The following is a 17,472-nucleotide window of genomic DNA, read 5'->3' on the forward strand; positions in this document are numbered from 1 at the left end:
CGGCGTGGTGCGTGATGGCCCCGTCCTCACCCTGCACCCCGCGTGGACTGACCCCACCCGGCGGCCCGAACGCCCCGGCCCAGACCTCACCCGGTCGGGGCGTCGGCGCGCTCCGGGGCGATCACGGCGGTGAGCGTCTCCCGCTCCCCGGCCGGAAGGCGCCGCTCGGTATGCAGCATCCGCAGCACGGTGGTGAGGCGTTCGGCGTCCCCCAGGGTGCGCAGATCACCGCGCAGAGCCGGGAGCACCAGGGCGAGCGCGTCGAGGTCGGACCGGGCGCACCAGGCGGTGACCAGGGCGTTCAGCCGCTCCTCCGCCGGGCTGTTCCCCGGCCCGGGGTCGGTCTCCCGCAGTCCTCGGGCCACGCACAACCGCAGCCGGTCGGCGTACGGCCCCGGCGGGAGGTCCGCCAGGCCATCGGCCGCCGCCGCGAAATGGGGCCCGGCCTCCCCGGGCCTGCCGAGTTCCAGCAGCGCGCGCCCGATCGAGCCGTGCAGGGAGGCGTGGAAGCCGCGCACCCGGTCGTCCCCCACCCGCTCGGCCAGGCGCAGGCACTCGCGGTTCCAGTGCAGCGTCTCCTCCGGACCGGGTTGGTGCCGGGCGAGGTAGTGGGCGGCGACGCACGCCTCCCAGTCGTCGGATGCGGCGTCCCGGGCCCGCCGGAACAGCTCGCGGGCTTCGTCCTGCCGGCCCTCGGGCTCGGCGGTCATGCCCTCGCCGCACAGGCGGACGACGGGGTTGTTCGGGTCCATGTCTCGACTCCCGGTGAACTCGTGGAAGGGCGTGGGAGGACGGAAAGGTGGTGACGGGCACTCACCGGACGGGCCGGCCGTCGCCGGGGAGGGCGATGGGCATGACCAGTGTGGTGAAGCCGCCCTGGTCGGCGGAGCGCACGACAACCGGGGAGCACTCGTCCGCCACTTCCAGCAACACGTCCGGGCCGATCCCGGCCTCCAGCGCGCGGGCGAGCACAGCGGGGTCGAAACCGATCCGGAGCCGGCCCTCTCCGCGCCACACGGCGGGGAGGTGAACGGGCGCCGGCACCTCCCCGGCCTCACCCACCGCCGTGACGGCGACGGTGTCCCGGTCGGGTGTCGGTCCGCACCGCGCCGGCGGCCAACCCCACCAGGGCATCCGCCGGAACCGGCACCGCCCGCCGGGGCCCCGACAGCTCCCGGGGAACGAGGGATCTCACCGCCAGGTGATACCGGTCGGTGGCGACGAACCGCGCCTCGCCGGCCTCGCCGTTCCGATCGTCCCCGCCGCCCCCGACCTCGATCAGGACACAGCCGAGCACCGGGTGCTCGCCGGTCCGCTCGACCGACGGCACCACCTGCCGCACCGCCCCGGCCAGTTCGAGGCCGTCCAGTCGCACCCGCGTGATCCCGTCGGGGTCGGGCGGGTGCCGGTCGGGGCCGACCGGTTCCGTCCCCCGCTCACGGGCGTCACCGGTCCCGGCTCCCGCACCCGTCACGGCGGTGAGCAGCTCATCGAGCGCCGCCTCCGCGACGCGCGTCCACTCCCGCGTCCGCCGACGGTGCCGTTCCAACACGGCCACCGCCTCCGTACGGGAGCCGTCCAGAACCACGGCGGCCTCCGCCAGGGGAACGCCCGCCTCGCGCAACGTCCGCAGCGACCGACCGCGTCGTTCCTGCCCGGGTGCGTAGTACCGATAGCCGGTCACCGGGTCCACCTGCGCGGGTCGCAACACGCGGCAGTCGTCGTAGAAGCGCAGGGCGCTCGGCGTCAGCCCGACGCGGCGGGCGAAGGCTCCGATCCCCAGCAGGTCCGTGTGATCGTCCATGGCCCCGAGCGTGGCCCTTCGACCAACCCGAAGGTCAACAGGAGCCGGTCGGGCGTTCACGGCCAGGTTTGCTCGATCCCCTCCGCCCGCACCGCGTACGCCGCCGGACCGCCTTTCTCGACCGCCTCCAGGATGAGGGGACGGCACGAATCGAAACGATCGATTATCACCGTGGAGCGCAACTGCTGATTGTCGAGATAGAAGAGAATACCGGCATGTTCACGCAGGGGACCGCATTCGCGATCCCTTCCCCTGATGCGACCGTCTTTCGAGAGCGGCGCCCATCCCCTACGGAGGCCGAAAGCGATCCACTCCTCGTCCGGCACATCCTGACCATCGTCCGAATAGACATCACCGATCCGATGGACCACCCAACCCCGTGCGCTCGGTTCCTCCGAAACCCGGCGTCCGAGGTTGCGGTCGAGGAGGAACTCAGGCGGCAAGACGCACCACCGCCCGGCACAACAGGTCCACCTGCTCCGGCGTCATGTCGTACTCGTACGCGATCTCCTCGACGCTCTCCCCCGCCTCCCAGAGGTCGGCCACGGCCGTCACGGGTACCCGGTTCGACTCGATCACAGGACGCCCGTGCCCGAAGCGCGGATCAAGGACCACCGGCACCTCCGCCGGATACTGCCGGAGCCGGATGCCCGAGGGGAACTCGTCGCCCGCCTCCCAGGAGAGGTATCGCAGGTGATCCGCGACCACTTCCCGGATGGCACTCTGCCCGTCCCGGACCCGCCGCAGGTCCCCCAAGCCGTGCTCGACGAAGATCTCCACCCCGTCGGTGGCGATGCGCCGGGAGACCAACCCGTACGGGGTGTGGAAAGCGGCCCGTACCGCCGAGGCCGCCTCGCGGATCTCACTCATCCGCAGGCCGAGGTCCCGCAACGAACGCAGTACGTACGCCTCGGCGACACCGACGAAGGGAATCGTGGGCTGCTTGGCTTGCTCGGCCTCCACCTCGTGGACGAGAGGAGCACCGGCCGCCTCCCCCCTGAGCCAGCTGTTCAAGGTCGAACACGGGATCTGAAGGTGGGAAGCGGTCTCCGAGCGGGTCAGGAAAGCCTGCTCGAACCTGTCCGTCACGGCATTCCTCCTTTCGTTTCCCGAATACCTCAACCATCGGATCCACAGTGTGGCATGTCGCACCGACACATCCACCCCTCACACGGAAAATCCTCCTCCGACGGCGTCGAAAATCGGATGAGAGACCTCGCCATCCCGCGGGAATATCCCGACGAAAGGCATGCCGACCGTGAATCACGCACCCTCGACCACCATTCGATCGACGGAATACTCCCGGACGTTGATCGATGGTGACCGAGAACCCCTCGGCATCGATCGGCGACCCGGGGCAGGATGAGGCCGTGGCCACCGGGACGAGCGCGATCGAGCTGAGCGAGGACGAACTCCGTGGGATCACGGGCTACGCCGCCGAGTGCGCGCGCAGGGTGCTGCCGCTCTTCGAGGAGGCCCACCCCAACGACCCCCGCCCCCGCGAGGCGATCGAGGCGGCCCGCGCCTTCGCCGACGGCGGGCGTCGCACGGCCGCTCTGCGGAACAGCGCGTGGGCCGCCCACCGGGCGGCGAAGGACGCCACCCCGCCCACCGCCGTCGACGCGGCACGGGCGGCGGGGCACGCGGCCGCCGCCGCGTATCTCCACCCCCTGGCCAGTGCCCACCAGGTGAAACACGTCCTCGGCGCGGCGGCGCACGCGGCACGGGCGGAGGAGTTGGTGTCCGGGGAGGACCGGGACGCCACCGCCGGGACAGCGGATTGGGCTCGGCGTCACGCGCCGCCGGCCGTCCTCGCGGTGCTCGGCCGATTGCCCGCCGCCCCGCCCGGAGGCGGGCGCCCGGGCGAGCTCCTCCGCGAACTCGACGCCGCCCTGCGCGGCCGGGAACGGGCTCGATGACGCCGAGGGCCCGACACCCTCCGCGGCGGACGAGCGGCTCCGGACTCCCGGACCCGGGGGTCCGAACCGCCGGGGCCGGCCGTGCCCGGTACAACCGACCGTGCCCCGCCGCTCAGCGGCCGGCGGCGGGCGCCTTCGCCCGGCTCCCGGGCCGGGCCGGCGCGGCCGGGGGCGCCCCGCGCCCCCGCCGGAGGCGGGGGCGCACCCGGCGCGTCCGCCAGGGGGTGGCCCACAGGGCGAGGACCGCGCCGGCCGCGCTCGCGGCGGCCAGGGCCCAGCAGCCCACCGCCGTGTGCGGCTGCCACAGCCAGTTCCACCAGTACACCTCCCCCGTCGCGTCCCAACCGAGGTAGGTGAGGGGGAAGAGCGTCGTCAACGGCAGCACCCAGGCCCGCGACCATCCGCCGAGCAACCGGGCGGAGACCACCGCCAGGCCCAACCAGATCGCCTGGGCCCGCAGCAGCGAGGCCGCCGACTCCGGGGACCGGACCAGCGCCTCGCCCACCCCGACCAGGACCACGCCGACCGACACGAGAACGGCCAACAGCGTCAACTCCGCCCGGCGAGCCCGGGGTCCGGCCACGGCCTCCCAGTCGGCCATGGGGCTGCGCATCGGCACCGCGACCAGGATCGCGCCCGCCAGCACCACGATCATCCGCAGCCGCACCGTCGAGTCGCCCCCGACCGCCACGGGCACCGGCATGGCGAGCCCGCCCAACCACACCAGGGCCGCGAGCATCCCCGCCGCGCCGATGACCACGCCCGTCGGGTGACACAGCCGCAGGCGGCTCCGCAGGTCAGACACAGCGGGTGTCCCGGATCGTCGCGAGGCGTTCCTCGGCCCAGGCCATCTGAACCTCCTCGGATTCGGTGAGGAGCGCGTGAACCGCCTTCTCGTCCACCCCCGGCGGACCACCGTGCACGGTCGGCGGCTTCCCCCCGCCCGCGATGCGCGCCGTCAGCCAGGAGATCAGCTCCATGTCCGCCGCCCACCGTTTCTCGGCCTCGTCGAAGGTGATCGCGTCGCAGTAGGGCGGCGTGGTCGCCTCCTGGACCCCGATCGCCAGCGAGGTGGCGACCTCCCACATCTCACCCTCGCGGATGTGGAAGCCCGAGCCCATCGTGGTCTCCCCCCGCAGACCGGTCTCGTGGAAGGCGGCCGGCGAGGTGAAGAGGTCGGCGGGAAGGGCGGCCACCCGCCGGCTCATCAGCTCGGCCTCCTCCAGGTACCTGCGGCTCTCCGGCCACAGACACACCCGGGGTTCGTGCGAGGTGCACAGCGGCTCGTCGGGGACGCCGCGCTGCTGGAGCACCGGGCCTGCCATCGCGAAGCCCACCACCGCCACCGTGAGGAGCCCGCAGGCGGCGAGTCCCATGGCGGGGACGCCGGGCCAACCGGGCCGCCCCGGGGTCGAGCGCAGCCGCCGCCCGACCGCCACGGCCACGAGCACCACCCCGAGTGCCAGAGCGCTTCTGGCCAGCATCGGGCCGACGGCGGTGACCACGTCGGGATAGCCGGAGAGCACCATGAGGCCGAGTCCCCACTCCGGGCCCTGCGGCACGAACCCGAAGAAGGAGAAGAGGACGAACAGGGCGAGCGCCGTACCCAGGGGCGCGGCCACCAGCGAGGTGCCGGTCCTGCCCACCGCGTGCCCCACGCCGGTGCACAGCACGATCACGACGAGACCGAGCAGCACGTACCCGGGCCAGAAGAAGTGGGTTCCGCCGCCGGGGACGGTCACCGCCACGGCCGCGATCACGCCGACCCCGTAGGCCGTCACCCCGTAGACGAGGGCGGTGCCGAGGTGGACGCACTCCATCAACGGGGCGGGGCGCGCGGCGGCGTCCATCCACCCGCCGGTGTTCTCCCGGCGGCGCCGGGCGGCCGTCCACGCCGCCAGGGCCGCCATCGCCGGGCCCAGGTAGAAGGCCGGGATCTGCGCGGCCGCGCCGGCCTCCGACCAGACACCGATCCAGTGATCGGACCGTCCGAAGAGCGTGAAGAGGTCGATCGCCACCAGGACGGGCCAGGCCCACCGCAGGGGCGAGTGCCGCAGTTCCGCGAGGAGGATCCGCCCCGTCACGCCGGCGCCCCCGTCTCCGCCGTGGCCGTCGCCGAACCGAGGACGGCCATGTAGCCGCGTTCCAGCTCGGTGTCCCCGGGTGCGCCCGGCACGGCCCGCTCGGCCAACTCCCGGGGCGTGCCCGTGAAGCGGACGCTTCCGCTGTCGAGGACGAGCACCCGCTCGCAGACGGCGGCCACGTCCTCCACGAGGTGGGTGCTGAGCACGACGGCCGAGCCGTCGAGGGAGCGCACCAGTTCGCGGAACTCCAGCCGTTGGGCCGGGTCCAGGCCGACGGTGGGCTCGTCCAGCAGCACCAGGGCCGGGGAGCCGACCACGGCGGCGGCGATCCCCGCCCGGCGGATCATCCCGCCGGAGAGGGTCCTCATCCGGGCTCCGGCACGCTCGGCGAGGCCGACCCGGCGCAGCGCGGCGTGCGTCGCCTCCGCGATCCGGGCCGAGGGCACCTCGCGCAACCAGGCGCAGTACCGCACGAAGTCGTGGACGGAGTAGTTCCCGAAGTACCCGAAGTCCTGCGGGAGGTAGCCGATCTCCCGGCGGGCGGCACGCGCCGTCCGCTCGGAGCGCACGTGTTCGCCGAGCACGCGCACCTCCCCCTCCAGGGGAGGTGTCACCGTGGCCAGCGTGCGCAGGAGCGTGCTCTTCCCCGCCCCGTTGGGCCCCAGGAGGCCGGTGACACCCGGCTCCAACCCCAGGTCCAACCCGGAGATCACCGGATCCCTGCCGTACCCCTGGACCAGACCCGAGACCCGAACAACCGACCGCACAACAACACCTTCACGTGAAAGGGCCCCGCGCTCCCGAAGGAGCGCGTGACCCGACGAACAGCGTCACACCGCCCGGTTCGCCGCCGGGCCCGGGATCGCCGAAAGGAGGTCGGCGACCGGACCCCCGGCCGGCCTTCCGCCCGGTACCGGGGTCCCGCTCAGTACTTGAAGGAGAGGTCGGAGGACCTGATCGACCACGCGCACTCCAACCGACCCCAGGGATCCACCGTGGAGCCCCGGGCGATCCGGACCCACCCGGAGACCCGGTCGTAGTCGATCCCCCCGCAGTGGGCCTCGTTCCGGTAGTGACCGGTCACCGAGGTGTTGACGCAGTGGGCGGCGCTCCCGGTGCTGCCCCAAGTGGACCAGCAGTTGTTGATACGGGCGCTGGAACCGGCCGCCTGTGCCGACGGGACAACCCCGAACGTCACGACGGTGCCGAGCGCCAACGCGGCGACGACTCCGGGGATCACGAACCTCTTCGCCATGGACCTACCTCTCCTCGGAGCACGGTGGTGTGGCGGGAAAAGGGCCTCGGCGTGGACGGGTCGAAGCCCCGACTGATCTTGTGAGGTCGCCCATCGTGCCGGGCGCGACAGAAGGCGACAAGCGCCATTACCGGCCGGCATGAACCTCGACCATGACTTGAGGTCATGACTCGAACACACGCTGAACGCGGGGGTGGGGGCGGCCCCTTTCTCCGCTTCGGCGGTCGCACCCCTTGCGCTCCCGCGCCCGGGCGGAGCGGGATCCGGCCGGAAATAGCCGAAATCAGGCGGGGAAGTTCACTCTTCGAATCGAAGTGCCCCATGAAGGAATCCCGGATTCCCGCCTCGAATCCGTCCCCACCCGATCACCCCTTGAGCAGGTGGGCGTTGACGGCGCGGGCGAGGGGGGCGAGGTGCGGCGTCTCGATCACCTCGACGCCCGCCCCGCGCAGCCTCTCGGCACCGTCACAGTCCACGAAGAGCAACGGTTCCCGCCAGGCCAGGACGACCCGGGGAATGCGGGCGGCGAGGATCAGCTGGGTGCAGGTCAGCGGCCGGGAGGCCCGTGCGCTGCACGGCTCCAACGTGCTGTACATCGTGGCCCGGGTCAGCCGCTCGTCACCGGGCGGCAGCTTGGCGAGGGCGGCCTCCTCCGCGTGGTCGTGCGGGGCGGTCTCCCGGGACCAGCCGGCGGCCAGGGCCCGCCCGTCCTCCCCCACGATCACCGCGCCGACGGAGAAGGCGGTGGTCGACGGCGGGCAGTTGCGGGCCAGCGCGACGGCCCGGTGCATCCAGTGGTCGTGGACCTCGCCGGGCGTCGCCCCGGCCGGCGGGTCGGGCAGCCCGGCGGACGGCGAGGGCTGCGGGGTCGGGAAGCTCGAAGGGGGAACCGGGGGGCGCGCGGGGTCAGACATGATCCCCAGTGTGCGCCGGCGGACGGGTCAGCCAGCGAATGAGCACGCAGTCCCCGACCAGGCGGGTCTCGACGGGCGTCATCCGGTTGCCGGGGCCGTGCGGGAAGGTTCCGGGGCCGACGAACCGGGGGGCATCGGGGTCGCCGACGAAGAAGGGGGCGACGACGAGCTGGATCTCGTCCACCAGCCCGGCCGTCAGGAAGAGGGTGTGCATCCCGCCGCCGCCCTCGACCATCAACCGCCGCACGCCGCGCCCGGCGAGGTCGGCGAGCACCCGGACCGGATCGAGTGGGTCACCGGCGTCCACGACGGTCGCGGCGTCCTCCAGCCGCGCGGCGGCGCCGGGGACGGCCCGGCCGGGGCAGTACACCAGGCACTCGGCCGGGCCGGTGGTGAAGAACCGGGCGGCGGGGTCGAGGTCCCCGGAGGTGGTGAGCACCACCTTGGCCGGGTGTTCCGGAAGGCCGGCGGCCAACCGGGCGGCCCGTCGTTCGGCGGAGCGGACCAGCAGACGCGGATCGTCGCGGCGGAGCGTGCCGGCGCCGACGAGGATCGCGTCGCACCCCGCCCGCTCGGCGTCCACCCGGTCGAAGTCCTCCTCCCCGGAGAGGAGGAGGCGTTCCGGGCCGGCGGTGTCGATGTACCCGTCCACCGAGGTCGCCACGGACAGCAGCACCCGGGGCCGGCGGGGTCGGGCGGTCATCTCTTCCCTCCGGGGGCGCGGGGACGGGCTCGGGCGCCCGGTGATCCGGGCACCCCGAACGCTATCCGGCCCCGCCGGGCCCGGCGGACTCGTCCCGCCGCAATCGTCGCCGGCCGTGACGAAGCCGGACCAAGGACCCCATCCGCGAGCCGGGGAAGCAGAGGGCCGACCGGCAGGCCGGTGTGGTGGGAGGGCTCCCCGGTGGCTTCGACAAGACGAGGGAGAAGCAGGGGAACGAAGCGGAGCGGACGAGCAACGTCCCGAAGGGCTCCCGGCCCGTGGCCACGAGGCCCGAGACGCGTGCCTGCGCCTTCCACGACACCGCCATCGCCGCCTCGATCACATTCCGGCTCCGCCCATGAGGAGCGGTCAGAAGCTAGACACCGGTCCGTCCGTCGACGAGTTCACGCACAATGTCGAGGTGGCCGTTGTGGCGGGAGATCTCCTCGATGAGGTGGAGGACCACCCAGCGCAGGTCCACGTGGCGGCCGTCGCCGATGGGACGTTCGGCTGTCGAGTTCAGGTCGTGGTCGGCCATCAGGCAGCGATAGCGGGTGCTCTGCTCCTCGTACTCGGCGAGAAGTCGGGACAACGGAACCCCGGCCGCCATCCGCATCTCGGGGTCGGGGTCGTCGTCGGTTGCCTCCGTGAGCGGCCCCTCGGGCTCCTCCCCGAGAAACATCACCTGGACCCAGTGGTACTCGACCCACCGCAGGTGGCTGATCAGCCCGCACATCGTCATCAACGGTGAACCCGGGAGCGGTGCCCTGCGGGCATCTTCCTCGGAGACACCCTCACACTTGGCTCGCGCCGTGGCACGGGCGTAGTCAAGGAAGGTGGCCAGCTGCGTACGTTCGTCCCACGCGGGGGGTGTATCGGTTCGTTGTGTCATCGTGGGTGAGGCTTCCACACCTCGGATGCGGTGTCGCGTGGTTTAGAAGCCGCGCGGGCGAGCGTGCGACCACCCGCCCTGGGCCGGCACGACCTGCGGGACCTACCGGAAAGGTTCCGGTCACATCATCCGCCGAGCAGGCCCGAGACGCCCCTCCTTGATCGCGCCGAGCAGAGCGGCCAGGCGAACGGGCGGGGCCCCGAGCACGATGGTCGGTTCCTCGCTCTCCCGCAGTAGAACAGTGTGACCGGGGCGTGTCACTTCAATGCAGTTGGCCCCGTTACCCTCCGAGTAGGAGGATTTTTGCCAATTCGCTTCCATGAACTCCCCTGCGGTCATCGTCACTTCATCTCCTTCAGGATCTCACGCATGAAGTCCACTGATTCCTCGGGTGGCAGCGAAATGTGTTGCACCGCGTCGAAAATACTCCTGTACCTCTTGAGGTCTTCCGGGTCGCTCAGATAGTAATTGTCGTGGGCACTGTCCAACTGAACCGCGTCCAACCGTTCGACCGGACCGCGAACATAGAGCATGGGTTGAGCCGACCCGATCATGACATCCGCGGTGAAGGGCACGACCCGGATGGTGACGTTGCCCCATCCCGTGGCGGAGATCAGGTATTCGATCTGCTCCCGCACGACGTCAACCCCGCCGTACCTCACCCGAAGAGCAGCCTCGTGGATCACCGCGCGGAACGGCAACTCCCTCTCGCCCCGCAACACCGCTTTACGAGCAAGGCGATGCTCCAAGCGTGCCTCGATCACCTCTCGGGAGAGAGGAGGAAGTACGTGCGCGAAAAGGACGCGCGCATACGCCGGGGTTTGCAGCATTCCGGGCACGGTGAACGATTGGAACGACAAGATCTCACGGGCGTGGAATTCCAACTCGGAAAGATCGAGGAAGGCATCGGGTAGCTCCCCTCGATACCTCTCCCACCACCCCTTCTCCTGACGGGTGGTCATCTCGCACAATGCGGCGATCAATCCCTGATCGTTCGCTCCGTAGAGGCCCGCCAGGTGACGCACCCGATCGGCGCTGACGCCCCATCGGCCGGACTCGATGTGGCTGATCTGGGCCTGACTTCCCCCGAGGAGTTCGCCGGCCTGCCGGGCCGACAGGTCGGCGGCCTCGCGCATGCGACGCAGCTCCAGACCCAGGCGCACCTGGCGGAGGGTGGGGTTCCTCCTCGGCGGCATTCCAACTCCCGGCGATCGTCTCGTTTCGCGGCGTCACTCTCTCATGCCTCGGTTCACCCTCACGCACACGTCTCACCCTTGCGCCGTCACATGGATGCGCCCTATCGTTCACTCACTCTGAGTGATTCAGTGAATCCGCAGTGCAGTCATTTCGTATGACCGAGCCACGGTGATCCACTCTCCGCATCAGAAGGAAGGCGCCCCCGGATGGCCACCACCACACTCTCCCGGCCCACCCACACCTCGACCTACCTGTTGATCGCGCCCAACACCGCGGAAACGGCGAGGATCGCCCGCGATCACGTGGCCTCGGTGTTGGCACCCCTGACGGGGAGCGACCCGGTGGACACCGCTCGCCTCCTGGTCTCCGAGCTGGTGACGAACGTCTTCCGACACACCTCGGTCTCGCTGGTGACCATCAGGACCACCCTGAACGGGGACCGGGTACGGATCGCGGTCTCCGACGACTCTCCGACCCAACCGGCCGTCCCGCCCTCGCCCGACCGTCTCCGCACGGGAAGGGACACCGAGGATGGCAGGGGCTTGTTCCTGGTCGCAGCCCTGGCCTCCGACTGGGGCCTGGTGCCACGCCCCCGTACGGAGGGAATCGGCAAGACGGTGTGGTGCGAGCTCCCCCTCGGGGTTCCGGGTTGAGGACGGGACGGCCCCGTGCGGGCGTCCGATCCCGGGGCATTCGTCCGGGAATTGTCAGTGGTGGGTGTCAGCATGACGACATGACAGCCCTGCGGACGCACGCATCCGTCGTGGCCTCCTACTGGGACGCCGCCGCGCCGATCTTCGACCGGGAGCCCGACCACGGCCTGTGGGAGGAGAGCACCCGGGCCGCCTGGGCGCGCCTGCTCGCGCGGTGGGTTCCGGAGCCCCCCGCCCGGGTGCTCGACCTCGGGTGCGGCACCGGTTCGTTGGCCCTGCTCCTGGCCGCCGCCGGCCACCGGGTGACGGGGGTGGACCTGTCGCCGGCGATGATTGAGGCGGCGCGGGCCAAGCTGGCGGACGCTGGGCTGTCCGGCGAGGTGCTGGTGGGGGACGCCGCCGACCCGCCCGTGCCGGGGCCGGTCGCACCGCCCGGTGACCAGGCGGGGGCATCCGACGATCCGGGCGCGATACCCGGCGTCCCGCCCGCCGCTCCCGGCGACGGCTGGGACGCGGTGGTGGTGCGGCACCTGCTGTGGACACTGCCGGATCCGTTGGCCGCGTTGCGCCGCTGGGTGTCCCTGCTGCGACCGGGCGGCCGGTTGGTGCTGATCGAGGGGCGGTGGGCGGAGTCGGCCGCACCCACCTCCCCCTACGGCGAGGGCGCGGAGCCGCTGCCGTGGGCCGGCGGGGTGCCGACGGAGGCACTGGAGGAGGCGATACGTCCGCTGGTCGCGGCCTGGATGACCGTCCCGCTGTCCGGGGACCCGGTGCTGTGGGGCGGCCCGGTGGACGACGAGCGGTACGCGGTGGTCGCCCGGGCGCGGTGGGCCCGGCGCCCGGAGCAGGGTCCACCGCGCCTCACCGAGATACTGCGCGCCGCCCGGCGCTGAGGCGGCGGGGAAGGGCGCGGGCGGGCGACGCCACGTCCCGGTTCCGGCCGTCGATCCCGGCGTGCGGCGTGCGGCGTGGCCCCCGTTCCGGGCGGGTGCGGGGTTCCCGGGATGTCGAGGTCTCCGCCCTCACCGGCCGCGTGGGTGGGGCGGGTGAGGGTCGGCCGGGAAAAGCACCCCGCCGAGCGGGGCCCGGCGGCACCGGTCAGCGGGCCGGAGGCTCCGGAAGGAGGTCGCGGGTGAGGGAGTCCATCCGGTCCAGTCCCTCGCGCACCGCCTCCAGCTCGGTGGTGAGCGGGGTGAGGTCGAGGTTGGAGGCGGCCAGGTCACCGGCGGTTCGCAACGAGAGCAGCGCCCCGCCGTGCTCGGCGGCGGTCTCCAAGTGCAGGGCGAGGGATTCCAGCTCGGCCATCAGGACGACCCGCAGTTCCTCCAGCCGCTCGCGGGAGGCGGCGCGGTCGGCCACGGCCCGGGCCGAGGTCTCCTTGGCGCGGCGGACCGGGCCCTTGGGCAGGGACTCGATTTCCCGGGTCAACCGCAGGTGTTCCCCGCGCAGTTCGCGGGTGTCGGGGCCGTCGGCGACGGTGGTGTCGATGGCGGTGACGGCCTCGGCCCGGTGAACGAGTTGGTCGGCGGCGACCCGGGCGTGCGCGGCACTGTCGGAGAGGAGGTTGGCCAGGGCGTCCGAACCGTCCCGGCGGGCGGCCAACTCCCGGTGGGCGTCGAGGCGGTCGGCGGCGCGGCGGGCCCGGCGCAACCACTGCTCGGTCTCCGGCGGGGCGACCACCTCGACCCGACGCTGCCGGGCGGTCTCGGTGATCCGCCCGCCGGTGGAGGGGTCGGGGCCGGCACCACGCGCGCCGATGGTGTGGGCGATCAGGAAGAGGAGGAGGGTGGTGCCGCCGATGACGCCGGAGGTCTCCACGGGTTGATCGAGCAGCCAGTGAGCCCCCAGGCCGGCGCCGGCGCCGGCGAGCACTGCCAGGACGAGGCCGAGCGTCGTGCCCCCGGCGTCCCCGGAGCGGGCGGGCGTCGGGCGGCCCCGACCGACGGACGGGGAGGAAGGGCACCGGGCGTGCCGGGCGTTCCCGGGGGTGCCGGTCCTTCCCGTCGAACCGGGTTCCCCGGGCCGTATGTCACCGGTGTCCATGGCATCCCCCGTCGGCCGTTCTCCCCTGGCGTCGCGGACAGCGTACGCCGCGCCGACCGGCCGGTGAACGGCCGCGCCCCCGGCTGGTGGGGCGCGGCCGATCCGGCTCGTTCAGCCGGTCCGGGGGACGCACCCGGGCGGTGGCGCGTCGGTGGACCCGGATCCCGATCCGATCAGGCCGAAGGACACCGAGTTGCCGGGGGCGACGGTGCCGTTCCAGGCGACGTTGGTGACGAGGGTGCCGCCGTCGGGGTGGGGCTCGGCGGTGCCGCCCCACACCTGGTCGGCCGTGATGGTCGGCAGGTGGACGCTCCACCCGGTGATCGGGACGGTGCCGGTGTTGGTGACGGTCACCTCGAACTGGAAACCGCCCGGCCAGGAGGAGCCGAAGACCGGCAGCGCGGCGCAGGACGCGTCGGCGGGCGGGTCGCCGGGGCCGGCGTCCGCGCCGCCGGCGGTGGTGCCCCCGGGGTCGCCGACACCTCCGTCGCCACCGGGGCCGCCGTCGTCACCGCCGCCACCGGGCCCGGACCCGCCGTCGGTGAGGACGCCGGTCAGGGCGGGGAACCACCGGTCGGCGATCTTCCGGTCGCCCGAGGCGACGGGGTGGACGCCGTCGTAGGTGTCCACGGCGGTGTCGAAGCCGGTCCACTGGTCGACCGCGATCACCGGGGAGCGGTCGGTGGTGACGGAGGCGACCCAGCCGGGGACGCGCTCGTTGAGCGCGACCACCCGGCCGGCGCAGGCGGCGCAGGTGGGGGGTTCGAGCGGGATGAGTTGGGCGACGAGGAGGGTGATCTCGGGGTTGTGGGCGCGCATCTGCCCGAGCAGGGTGGTGTAGGCGTCGAGGATGGTGTCGGTGGGGCGGGCGCTCCAGGCGTCGTTGGTGCCGAAGTGCATCAGCACCACGTCCGGCCTCGTGACGGCCAACCATCCGACGAGCTGCCCCCGGTCGGCGATGTCGGTGACCAGGGCGCCGCCGTGGCCCTCGTTGTCCCCGTCGTGGGGGATGCCGCAGCCCTGGGGACCGAGGGTGCCGACGAAGTCGATGTTCGTGTGGCCCGCGCGTCGCAGGTCGTCCCAGAGCATCGCGCGCCAGCAGCCGGGGGAGCCGGTGATGGAGTCGCCCAGCGGCATGATCCGCACGGGCTCGACGGCGGCGTGTCCGCCGCCGGATCCCGTTTCGGTTCCGCCCGGCATCGGGGTAGCGGTGCTCCCGACGGCCGGTGACGCCAGCGGGCCGGCGAGCAGCAGGGCCGTGGCGGCGACGAACGCGGTGAGCGCCGCGCGGATCGCGACCCGGTACGGGGTGGTTCGACTCCGGGGCGGTGCTCCCGGCGCCCGATGGTCCGCCGGCTTCCGATCTCCTCGCAAGGTTTCGTCCTTCCCATTCACACCCGATGAATGGGAGCGCTCCCAACGCCGCCCGACCATCCAGCCGGCGATCAGCGTTTCCGTCAAGACTCCCGGCGAGGACACGGAGAAGGAATCGAGTGGGAGGGAGCCCGGGCCGCCCCCCACGGCGACCCGGACCCCTCACCTCTTCAGGACGAACGAACCGCCCGAGTGGTTCGCCTTTCAGCCCATCGTTTTCCCTCGAATCCCGTGTGCACCACAACGGAGTTCGCTCCGGCGCACCCCCGATCCCGGGTCGAGGCGCCCCCGAAACGCCCCCGGGGGTCGGCGCGACCGTCCGGTCGCACCGACCCCCGGGGGGGGGAAGCCGTGGGAGCGGTACCACCCCTGGTGGAACTCGGTGGAGGGTCAGTGGAAGAAGTGCCGGGTCCCGGTGAGGTACATCGTCGCGCCGGCCTCACGGGCGGCGGCGATGACCTCCTCGTCCCGCACCGAGCCGCCCGGCTGCACCACGGCCCGCACACCCGCGTCGAGCAGCACCTTCAGGCCGTCGGGGAAGGGGAAGAAGGCGTCGGAGGCGGCGTACGCGCCCCTCGCCCGCTCCTCCCCGGCCCGCTGCACCGCGAGGCGGGCCGAGTCCACCCGGTTGACCTGACCCATGCCGACACCGACCGAGGTGCCGTCGCGGGAGAGCAGGATGGCGTTGGACTTCACCGCGCGGCAGGCCCGCCAGGCGAAGGCCAGCTCCGCCAGCCCGTCGGCGTCCAGGGCCTCGCCGGCGGCCAGGGTCCAGTTCGCCGGGTCGTCGCCGTCGGCCTGGAACAGGTCGCGCTCCTGCACCAGCAGGCCGCCCTCGATGGGTCGCGTCTCGTACCGCTGGGCGGGGGCGTCGGGGCAGCGCAGCACCCGGATGTTCTTCTTCCGGGTCAGGATCTCCAGGGCGCCGTCCTCGTAGTCGGGGGCGACGATCACCTCGGTGAAGATCTCGGCGACCTGCCCGGCCATCGCGACCGACACCGGCCGGTTGACGGCGATGACACCTCCGAAGGCGGAGAGCGGGTCACAGGCGTTCGCCTTGCGGTGGGCCTCGGCGACGTCCGCGCCGACCGCGATGCCGCACGGGTTGGCGTGCTTGATGATCGCCACGCACGGCCGCTCGTGGTCGTGGGCGGCGCGTCGGGCGGCGTCGGTGTCCACGTAGTTGTTGTAGGACATCTCCTTGCCGTGGAGCTGCTCGGCGGAGGCCAGGCCGGTACCGGCCGGGTCCGCGTACAGGGCGGCCGGCTGGTGCGGGTTCTCGCCGTAGCGCAGGGAGCGGGTGCGCTCCAGGGCGGTGGCGGTGAAGGCCGGCAGCGCCTCCGCGTCGGGGGCGTACTCGGCGGCGAACCAGGAGGCGACGGTCGCGTCGTAGGCGGCGGTGTGGGCGAACGCCTCGGCGGCGAGCCGCTTGCGCACCGACAGCTCGAAGCCGCCGCCCTCGGCGGCGGCGATGACCTCGGGGTACCGCTCGGGGTTGACGACCACCGACACCGAGGGGTGGTTCTTGGCGGCGGCGCGCACCATCGAGGGGCCGCCGATGTCGATCTGCTCCACGCACTCGTCGGGGCCCGCGCCGGAGGCGACGGTCTCGCGGAACGGGTAGAGGTTCACCACGACGAGGTCGAACGGCTCGACGCCGAGCTCGTCCAGCTGGGAGCGGTGGTCCTCCAGGCGCAGGTCGGCGAGGATGCCGGCGTGCACCTTGGGGTGCAGGGTCTTCACCCGGCCGTCCAGGCACTCGGGGAAGCCGGTCAGCTCCTCGACGGGGGTGACGGGCACCCCGGCGGCGGCGATGACCTTCGCGGTGGAGCCGGTGGAGACGAGCCGGACGCCCGCCGCGTCGAGCCCACGGGCCAGCTCCTCCAGCCCGGTCTTGTCGTAGACACTGACCAGGGCGCGCCGGATGGGGCGCCGGGTGGATTCGGTGGTCACGGGATGTACACCTTTCGTCCCTCGATGCGGTGGCCGTCGCGGGCCAGCCGGCCCACGGCCTCGACGAGCAACCGGCGCTCGACGTCCTTGATGCGCTCGTGCAGCGCGGATTCGTCGTCCTCCTCCCGGACCTCGACCACGCCCTGGGCGATGATCGGGCCGGTGTCGACGCCCTCGTCGACGAAGTGGACGGTGCACCCGGTCACCTTCACGCCGTGCGCGAGCGCGTCGCGCACGGCGTGGGCGCCGGGGAAGCTCGGCAACAGGGCCGGGTGGGTGTTGACGGTGCGTCCGCCGAACCGGGCCAGGAAGCGCGGTCCCAGGATCTTCATGAAGCCGGCCGAGACCACCAGGTCGGGCTCGTGGTCGGCGACGGCTTCGGCGAGGGCGGCGTCCCAGGCGTCCCGGTCGGGGTGGTCGGCGAGGCGGCACACGAAGGTCGGCAGACCGGCGTCCGCCGCGCGGTCGAGACCGGCGATGCCCGGCCGGTCGGCGCCGACCGCCACCACCCGCGCCCCGTAGTCGTCGGCGCCGAGCCGGGCGACGGTGTCGAGGAGCGCCTGGAGGTTGGTTCCGGATCCGGAGACCAGGACGACCAGGCGCTTCGGAGACGTTTCCCGGGCAGGGGCCACGGCTGTTGTTCCTTCGGGGCGGGGGCTCGTGCCCCGGCCGGCGGACCGG

21 protein-coding genes are annotated in these 17,472 nt (G+C 72.7%); 3 read left to right on the forward strand and 18 right to left on the reverse strand.

All coding sequences use genetic code 11. The annotated features are described in order from the left end of the window. Positions 1-86: 86 nt before the first annotated feature. From LZF96_RS00365 to LZF96_RS00385, 5 genes are all read right to left on the reverse strand, one after another. Complete coding sequence (locus tag LZF96_RS00365; protein ID WP_233864465.1) at positions 87-752, reverse strand: hypothetical protein; 666 nt, start codon at positions 750-752, stop codon at positions 87-89. A 61-nt stretch (positions 753-813) separates the two neighbouring features. Next, positions 814-1,044 carry a hypothetical protein gene (locus LZF96_RS00370; RefSeq protein ID WP_233864466.1) on the reverse strand — a complete coding sequence of 77 codons (231 nt, stop codon included), beginning with the start codon at positions 1,042-1,044 and terminating at the stop codon, positions 814-816. Positions 1,045-1,054: 10 nt separating this feature from the next. After that, positions 1,055-1,804 (reverse strand): MerR family transcriptional regulator, encoded by a 750-nt coding sequence (locus LZF96_RS00375; RefSeq protein ID WP_233864467.1) that lies wholly within the window; start codon positions 1,802-1,804, stop codon positions 1,055-1,057. A gap of 56 nt (positions 1,805-1,860) precedes the next feature. Further along, positions 1,861-2,247 carry a toxin-antitoxin system, toxin component, PIN family protein gene (locus LZF96_RS00380; RefSeq protein WP_233864468.1) on the reverse strand — a complete coding sequence of 129 codons (387 nt, stop codon included), beginning with the start codon at positions 2,245-2,247 and terminating at the stop codon, positions 1,861-1,863. Then, positions 2,237-2,893: a DUF433 domain-containing protein gene (locus LZF96_RS00385; RefSeq protein WP_233864470.1), complete on the reverse strand. Its 657-nt coding sequence runs from the start codon at positions 2,891-2,893 to the stop codon at positions 2,237-2,239. The genes LZF96_RS00380 and LZF96_RS00385 overlap by 11 nt, the downstream gene beginning before the upstream one ends. A gap of 227 nt (positions 2,894-3,120) precedes the next feature. Between LZF96_RS00385 and LZF96_RS00390 the strand changes: the two genes are divergently transcribed. Continuing rightward, on the forward strand, positions 3,121-3,723 hold the full coding sequence (locus LZF96_RS00390) for a putative immunity protein (protein WP_233864472.1): 603 nt from the start codon (positions 3,121-3,123) through the stop codon (positions 3,721-3,723). A gap of 112 nt (positions 3,724-3,835) precedes the next feature. Here the strand turns inward: LZF96_RS00390 and LZF96_RS00395 are convergent, their stop codons facing one another. The 9 genes from LZF96_RS00395 to LZF96_RS00430 all read right to left on the reverse strand — a co-directional run bounded on the left by LZF96_RS00395 (position 3,836) and on the right by LZF96_RS00430 (position 10,734). Continuing rightward, positions 3,836-4,528: a hypothetical protein gene (locus LZF96_RS00395; protein ID WP_233864474.1), complete on the reverse strand. Its 693-nt coding sequence runs from the start codon at positions 4,526-4,528 to the stop codon at positions 3,836-3,838. Then, positions 4,521-5,807 (reverse strand): hypothetical protein, encoded by a 1,287-nt coding sequence (locus LZF96_RS00400; protein WP_233864476.1) that lies wholly within the window; start codon positions 5,805-5,807, stop codon positions 4,521-4,523. The genes LZF96_RS00395 and LZF96_RS00400 overlap by 8 nt, the downstream gene beginning before the upstream one ends. Beyond that, positions 5,804-6,574, reverse strand: a complete 771-nt coding sequence (locus tag LZF96_RS00405; protein WP_233864484.1) for an ABC transporter ATP-binding protein — start codon at positions 6,572-6,574, stop codon at positions 5,804-5,806. The genes LZF96_RS00400 and LZF96_RS00405 overlap by 4 nt, the downstream gene beginning before the upstream one ends. 158 nt (positions 6,575-6,732) lie before the next feature. Further along, positions 6,733-7,062: a hypothetical protein gene (locus LZF96_RS00410; protein WP_233864486.1), complete on the reverse strand. Its 330-nt coding sequence runs from the start codon at positions 7,060-7,062 to the stop codon at positions 6,733-6,735. Positions 7,063-7,427: 365 nt separating this feature from the next. Beyond that, positions 7,428-7,976, reverse strand: coding sequence for a deaminase (locus tag LZF96_RS26830; RefSeq protein WP_308294118.1), 549 nt, complete (start codon positions 7,974-7,976; stop codon positions 7,428-7,430). Then, the gene (locus LZF96_RS26835; RefSeq protein WP_308294119.1) at positions 7,969-8,679 is read right to left on the reverse strand and encodes a dihydrofolate reductase family protein; all 711 of its coding nucleotides are present in this window, start codon (positions 8,677-8,679) and stop codon (positions 7,969-7,971) included. The genes LZF96_RS26830 and LZF96_RS26835 overlap by 8 nt, the downstream gene beginning before the upstream one ends. Positions 8,680-9,055: 376 nt before the next feature. Continuing rightward, a complete protein-coding gene (locus tag LZF96_RS00420) occupies positions 9,056-9,571 on the reverse strand; it encodes a DinB family protein (RefSeq protein WP_233864488.1) in 516 nt (171 codons plus the stop codon). Positions 9,572-9,691: 120 nt separating this feature from the next. After that, complete coding sequence (locus LZF96_RS00425) at positions 9,692-9,892, reverse strand: DUF397 domain-containing protein (RefSeq protein ID WP_233864490.1); 201 nt, start codon at positions 9,890-9,892, stop codon at positions 9,692-9,694. Between the two features lie 20 nt (positions 9,893-9,912). Further along, complete coding sequence (locus LZF96_RS00430; RefSeq protein WP_233864492.1) at positions 9,913-10,734, reverse strand: helix-turn-helix transcriptional regulator; 822 nt, start codon at positions 10,732-10,734, stop codon at positions 9,913-9,915. 240 nt (positions 10,735-10,974) lie between these two features. Between LZF96_RS00430 and LZF96_RS00435 the strand changes: the two genes are divergently transcribed. Together LZF96_RS00435 and LZF96_RS00440 are read left to right on the forward strand one after the other, a co-directional pair. Then, positions 10,975-11,421, forward strand: a complete 447-nt coding sequence (locus LZF96_RS00435; RefSeq protein WP_233864494.1) for an ATP-binding protein — start codon at positions 10,975-10,977, stop codon at positions 11,419-11,421. 80 nt (positions 11,422-11,501) lie between these two features. Beyond that, positions 11,502-12,314, forward strand: coding sequence for a class I SAM-dependent methyltransferase (locus LZF96_RS00440; protein WP_233864496.1), 813 nt, complete (start codon positions 11,502-11,504; stop codon positions 12,312-12,314). Positions 12,315-12,519: 205 nt separating this feature from the next. Here LZF96_RS00440 and LZF96_RS00445 read toward each other — a convergent pair whose 3' ends face one another. The 4 genes from LZF96_RS00445 to purN all read right to left on the reverse strand — a co-directional run bounded on the left by LZF96_RS00445 (position 12,520) and on the right by purN (position 17,423). Next, entirely contained in the window at positions 12,520-13,464 is a 945-nt protein-coding gene (locus LZF96_RS00445) for a hypothetical protein (RefSeq protein ID WP_233864498.1), read from the reverse strand. A 111-nt stretch (positions 13,465-13,575) separates the two neighbouring features. Next, on the reverse strand, positions 13,576-14,838 hold the full coding sequence (locus LZF96_RS00450; RefSeq protein ID WP_374203046.1) for a cellulose binding domain-containing protein: 1,263 nt from the start codon (positions 14,836-14,838) through the stop codon (positions 13,576-13,578). 390 nt (positions 14,839-15,228) lie between these two features. Beyond that, positions 15,229-16,791 carry a bifunctional phosphoribosylaminoimidazolecarboxamide formyltransferase/IMP cyclohydrolase gene (purH, locus tag LZF96_RS00455; protein ID WP_233864500.1) on the reverse strand — a complete coding sequence of 521 codons (1,563 nt, stop codon included), beginning with the start codon at positions 16,789-16,791 and terminating at the stop codon, positions 15,229-15,231. Further along, on the reverse strand, positions 16,788-17,423 hold the full coding sequence (purN, locus tag LZF96_RS00460; protein ID WP_233864502.1) for a phosphoribosylglycinamide formyltransferase: 636 nt from the start codon (positions 17,421-17,423) through the stop codon (positions 16,788-16,790). Before purN ends, purH begins: the two co-directional genes overlap by 4 nt. Positions 17,424-17,472 lie beyond the last annotated feature (49 nt).

This window comes from Streptomyces sp. ST2-7A (assembly GCF_021390475.1).
Lineage (GTDB): Bacteria > Actinomycetota > Actinomycetes > Streptomycetales > Streptomycetaceae > Streptomyces.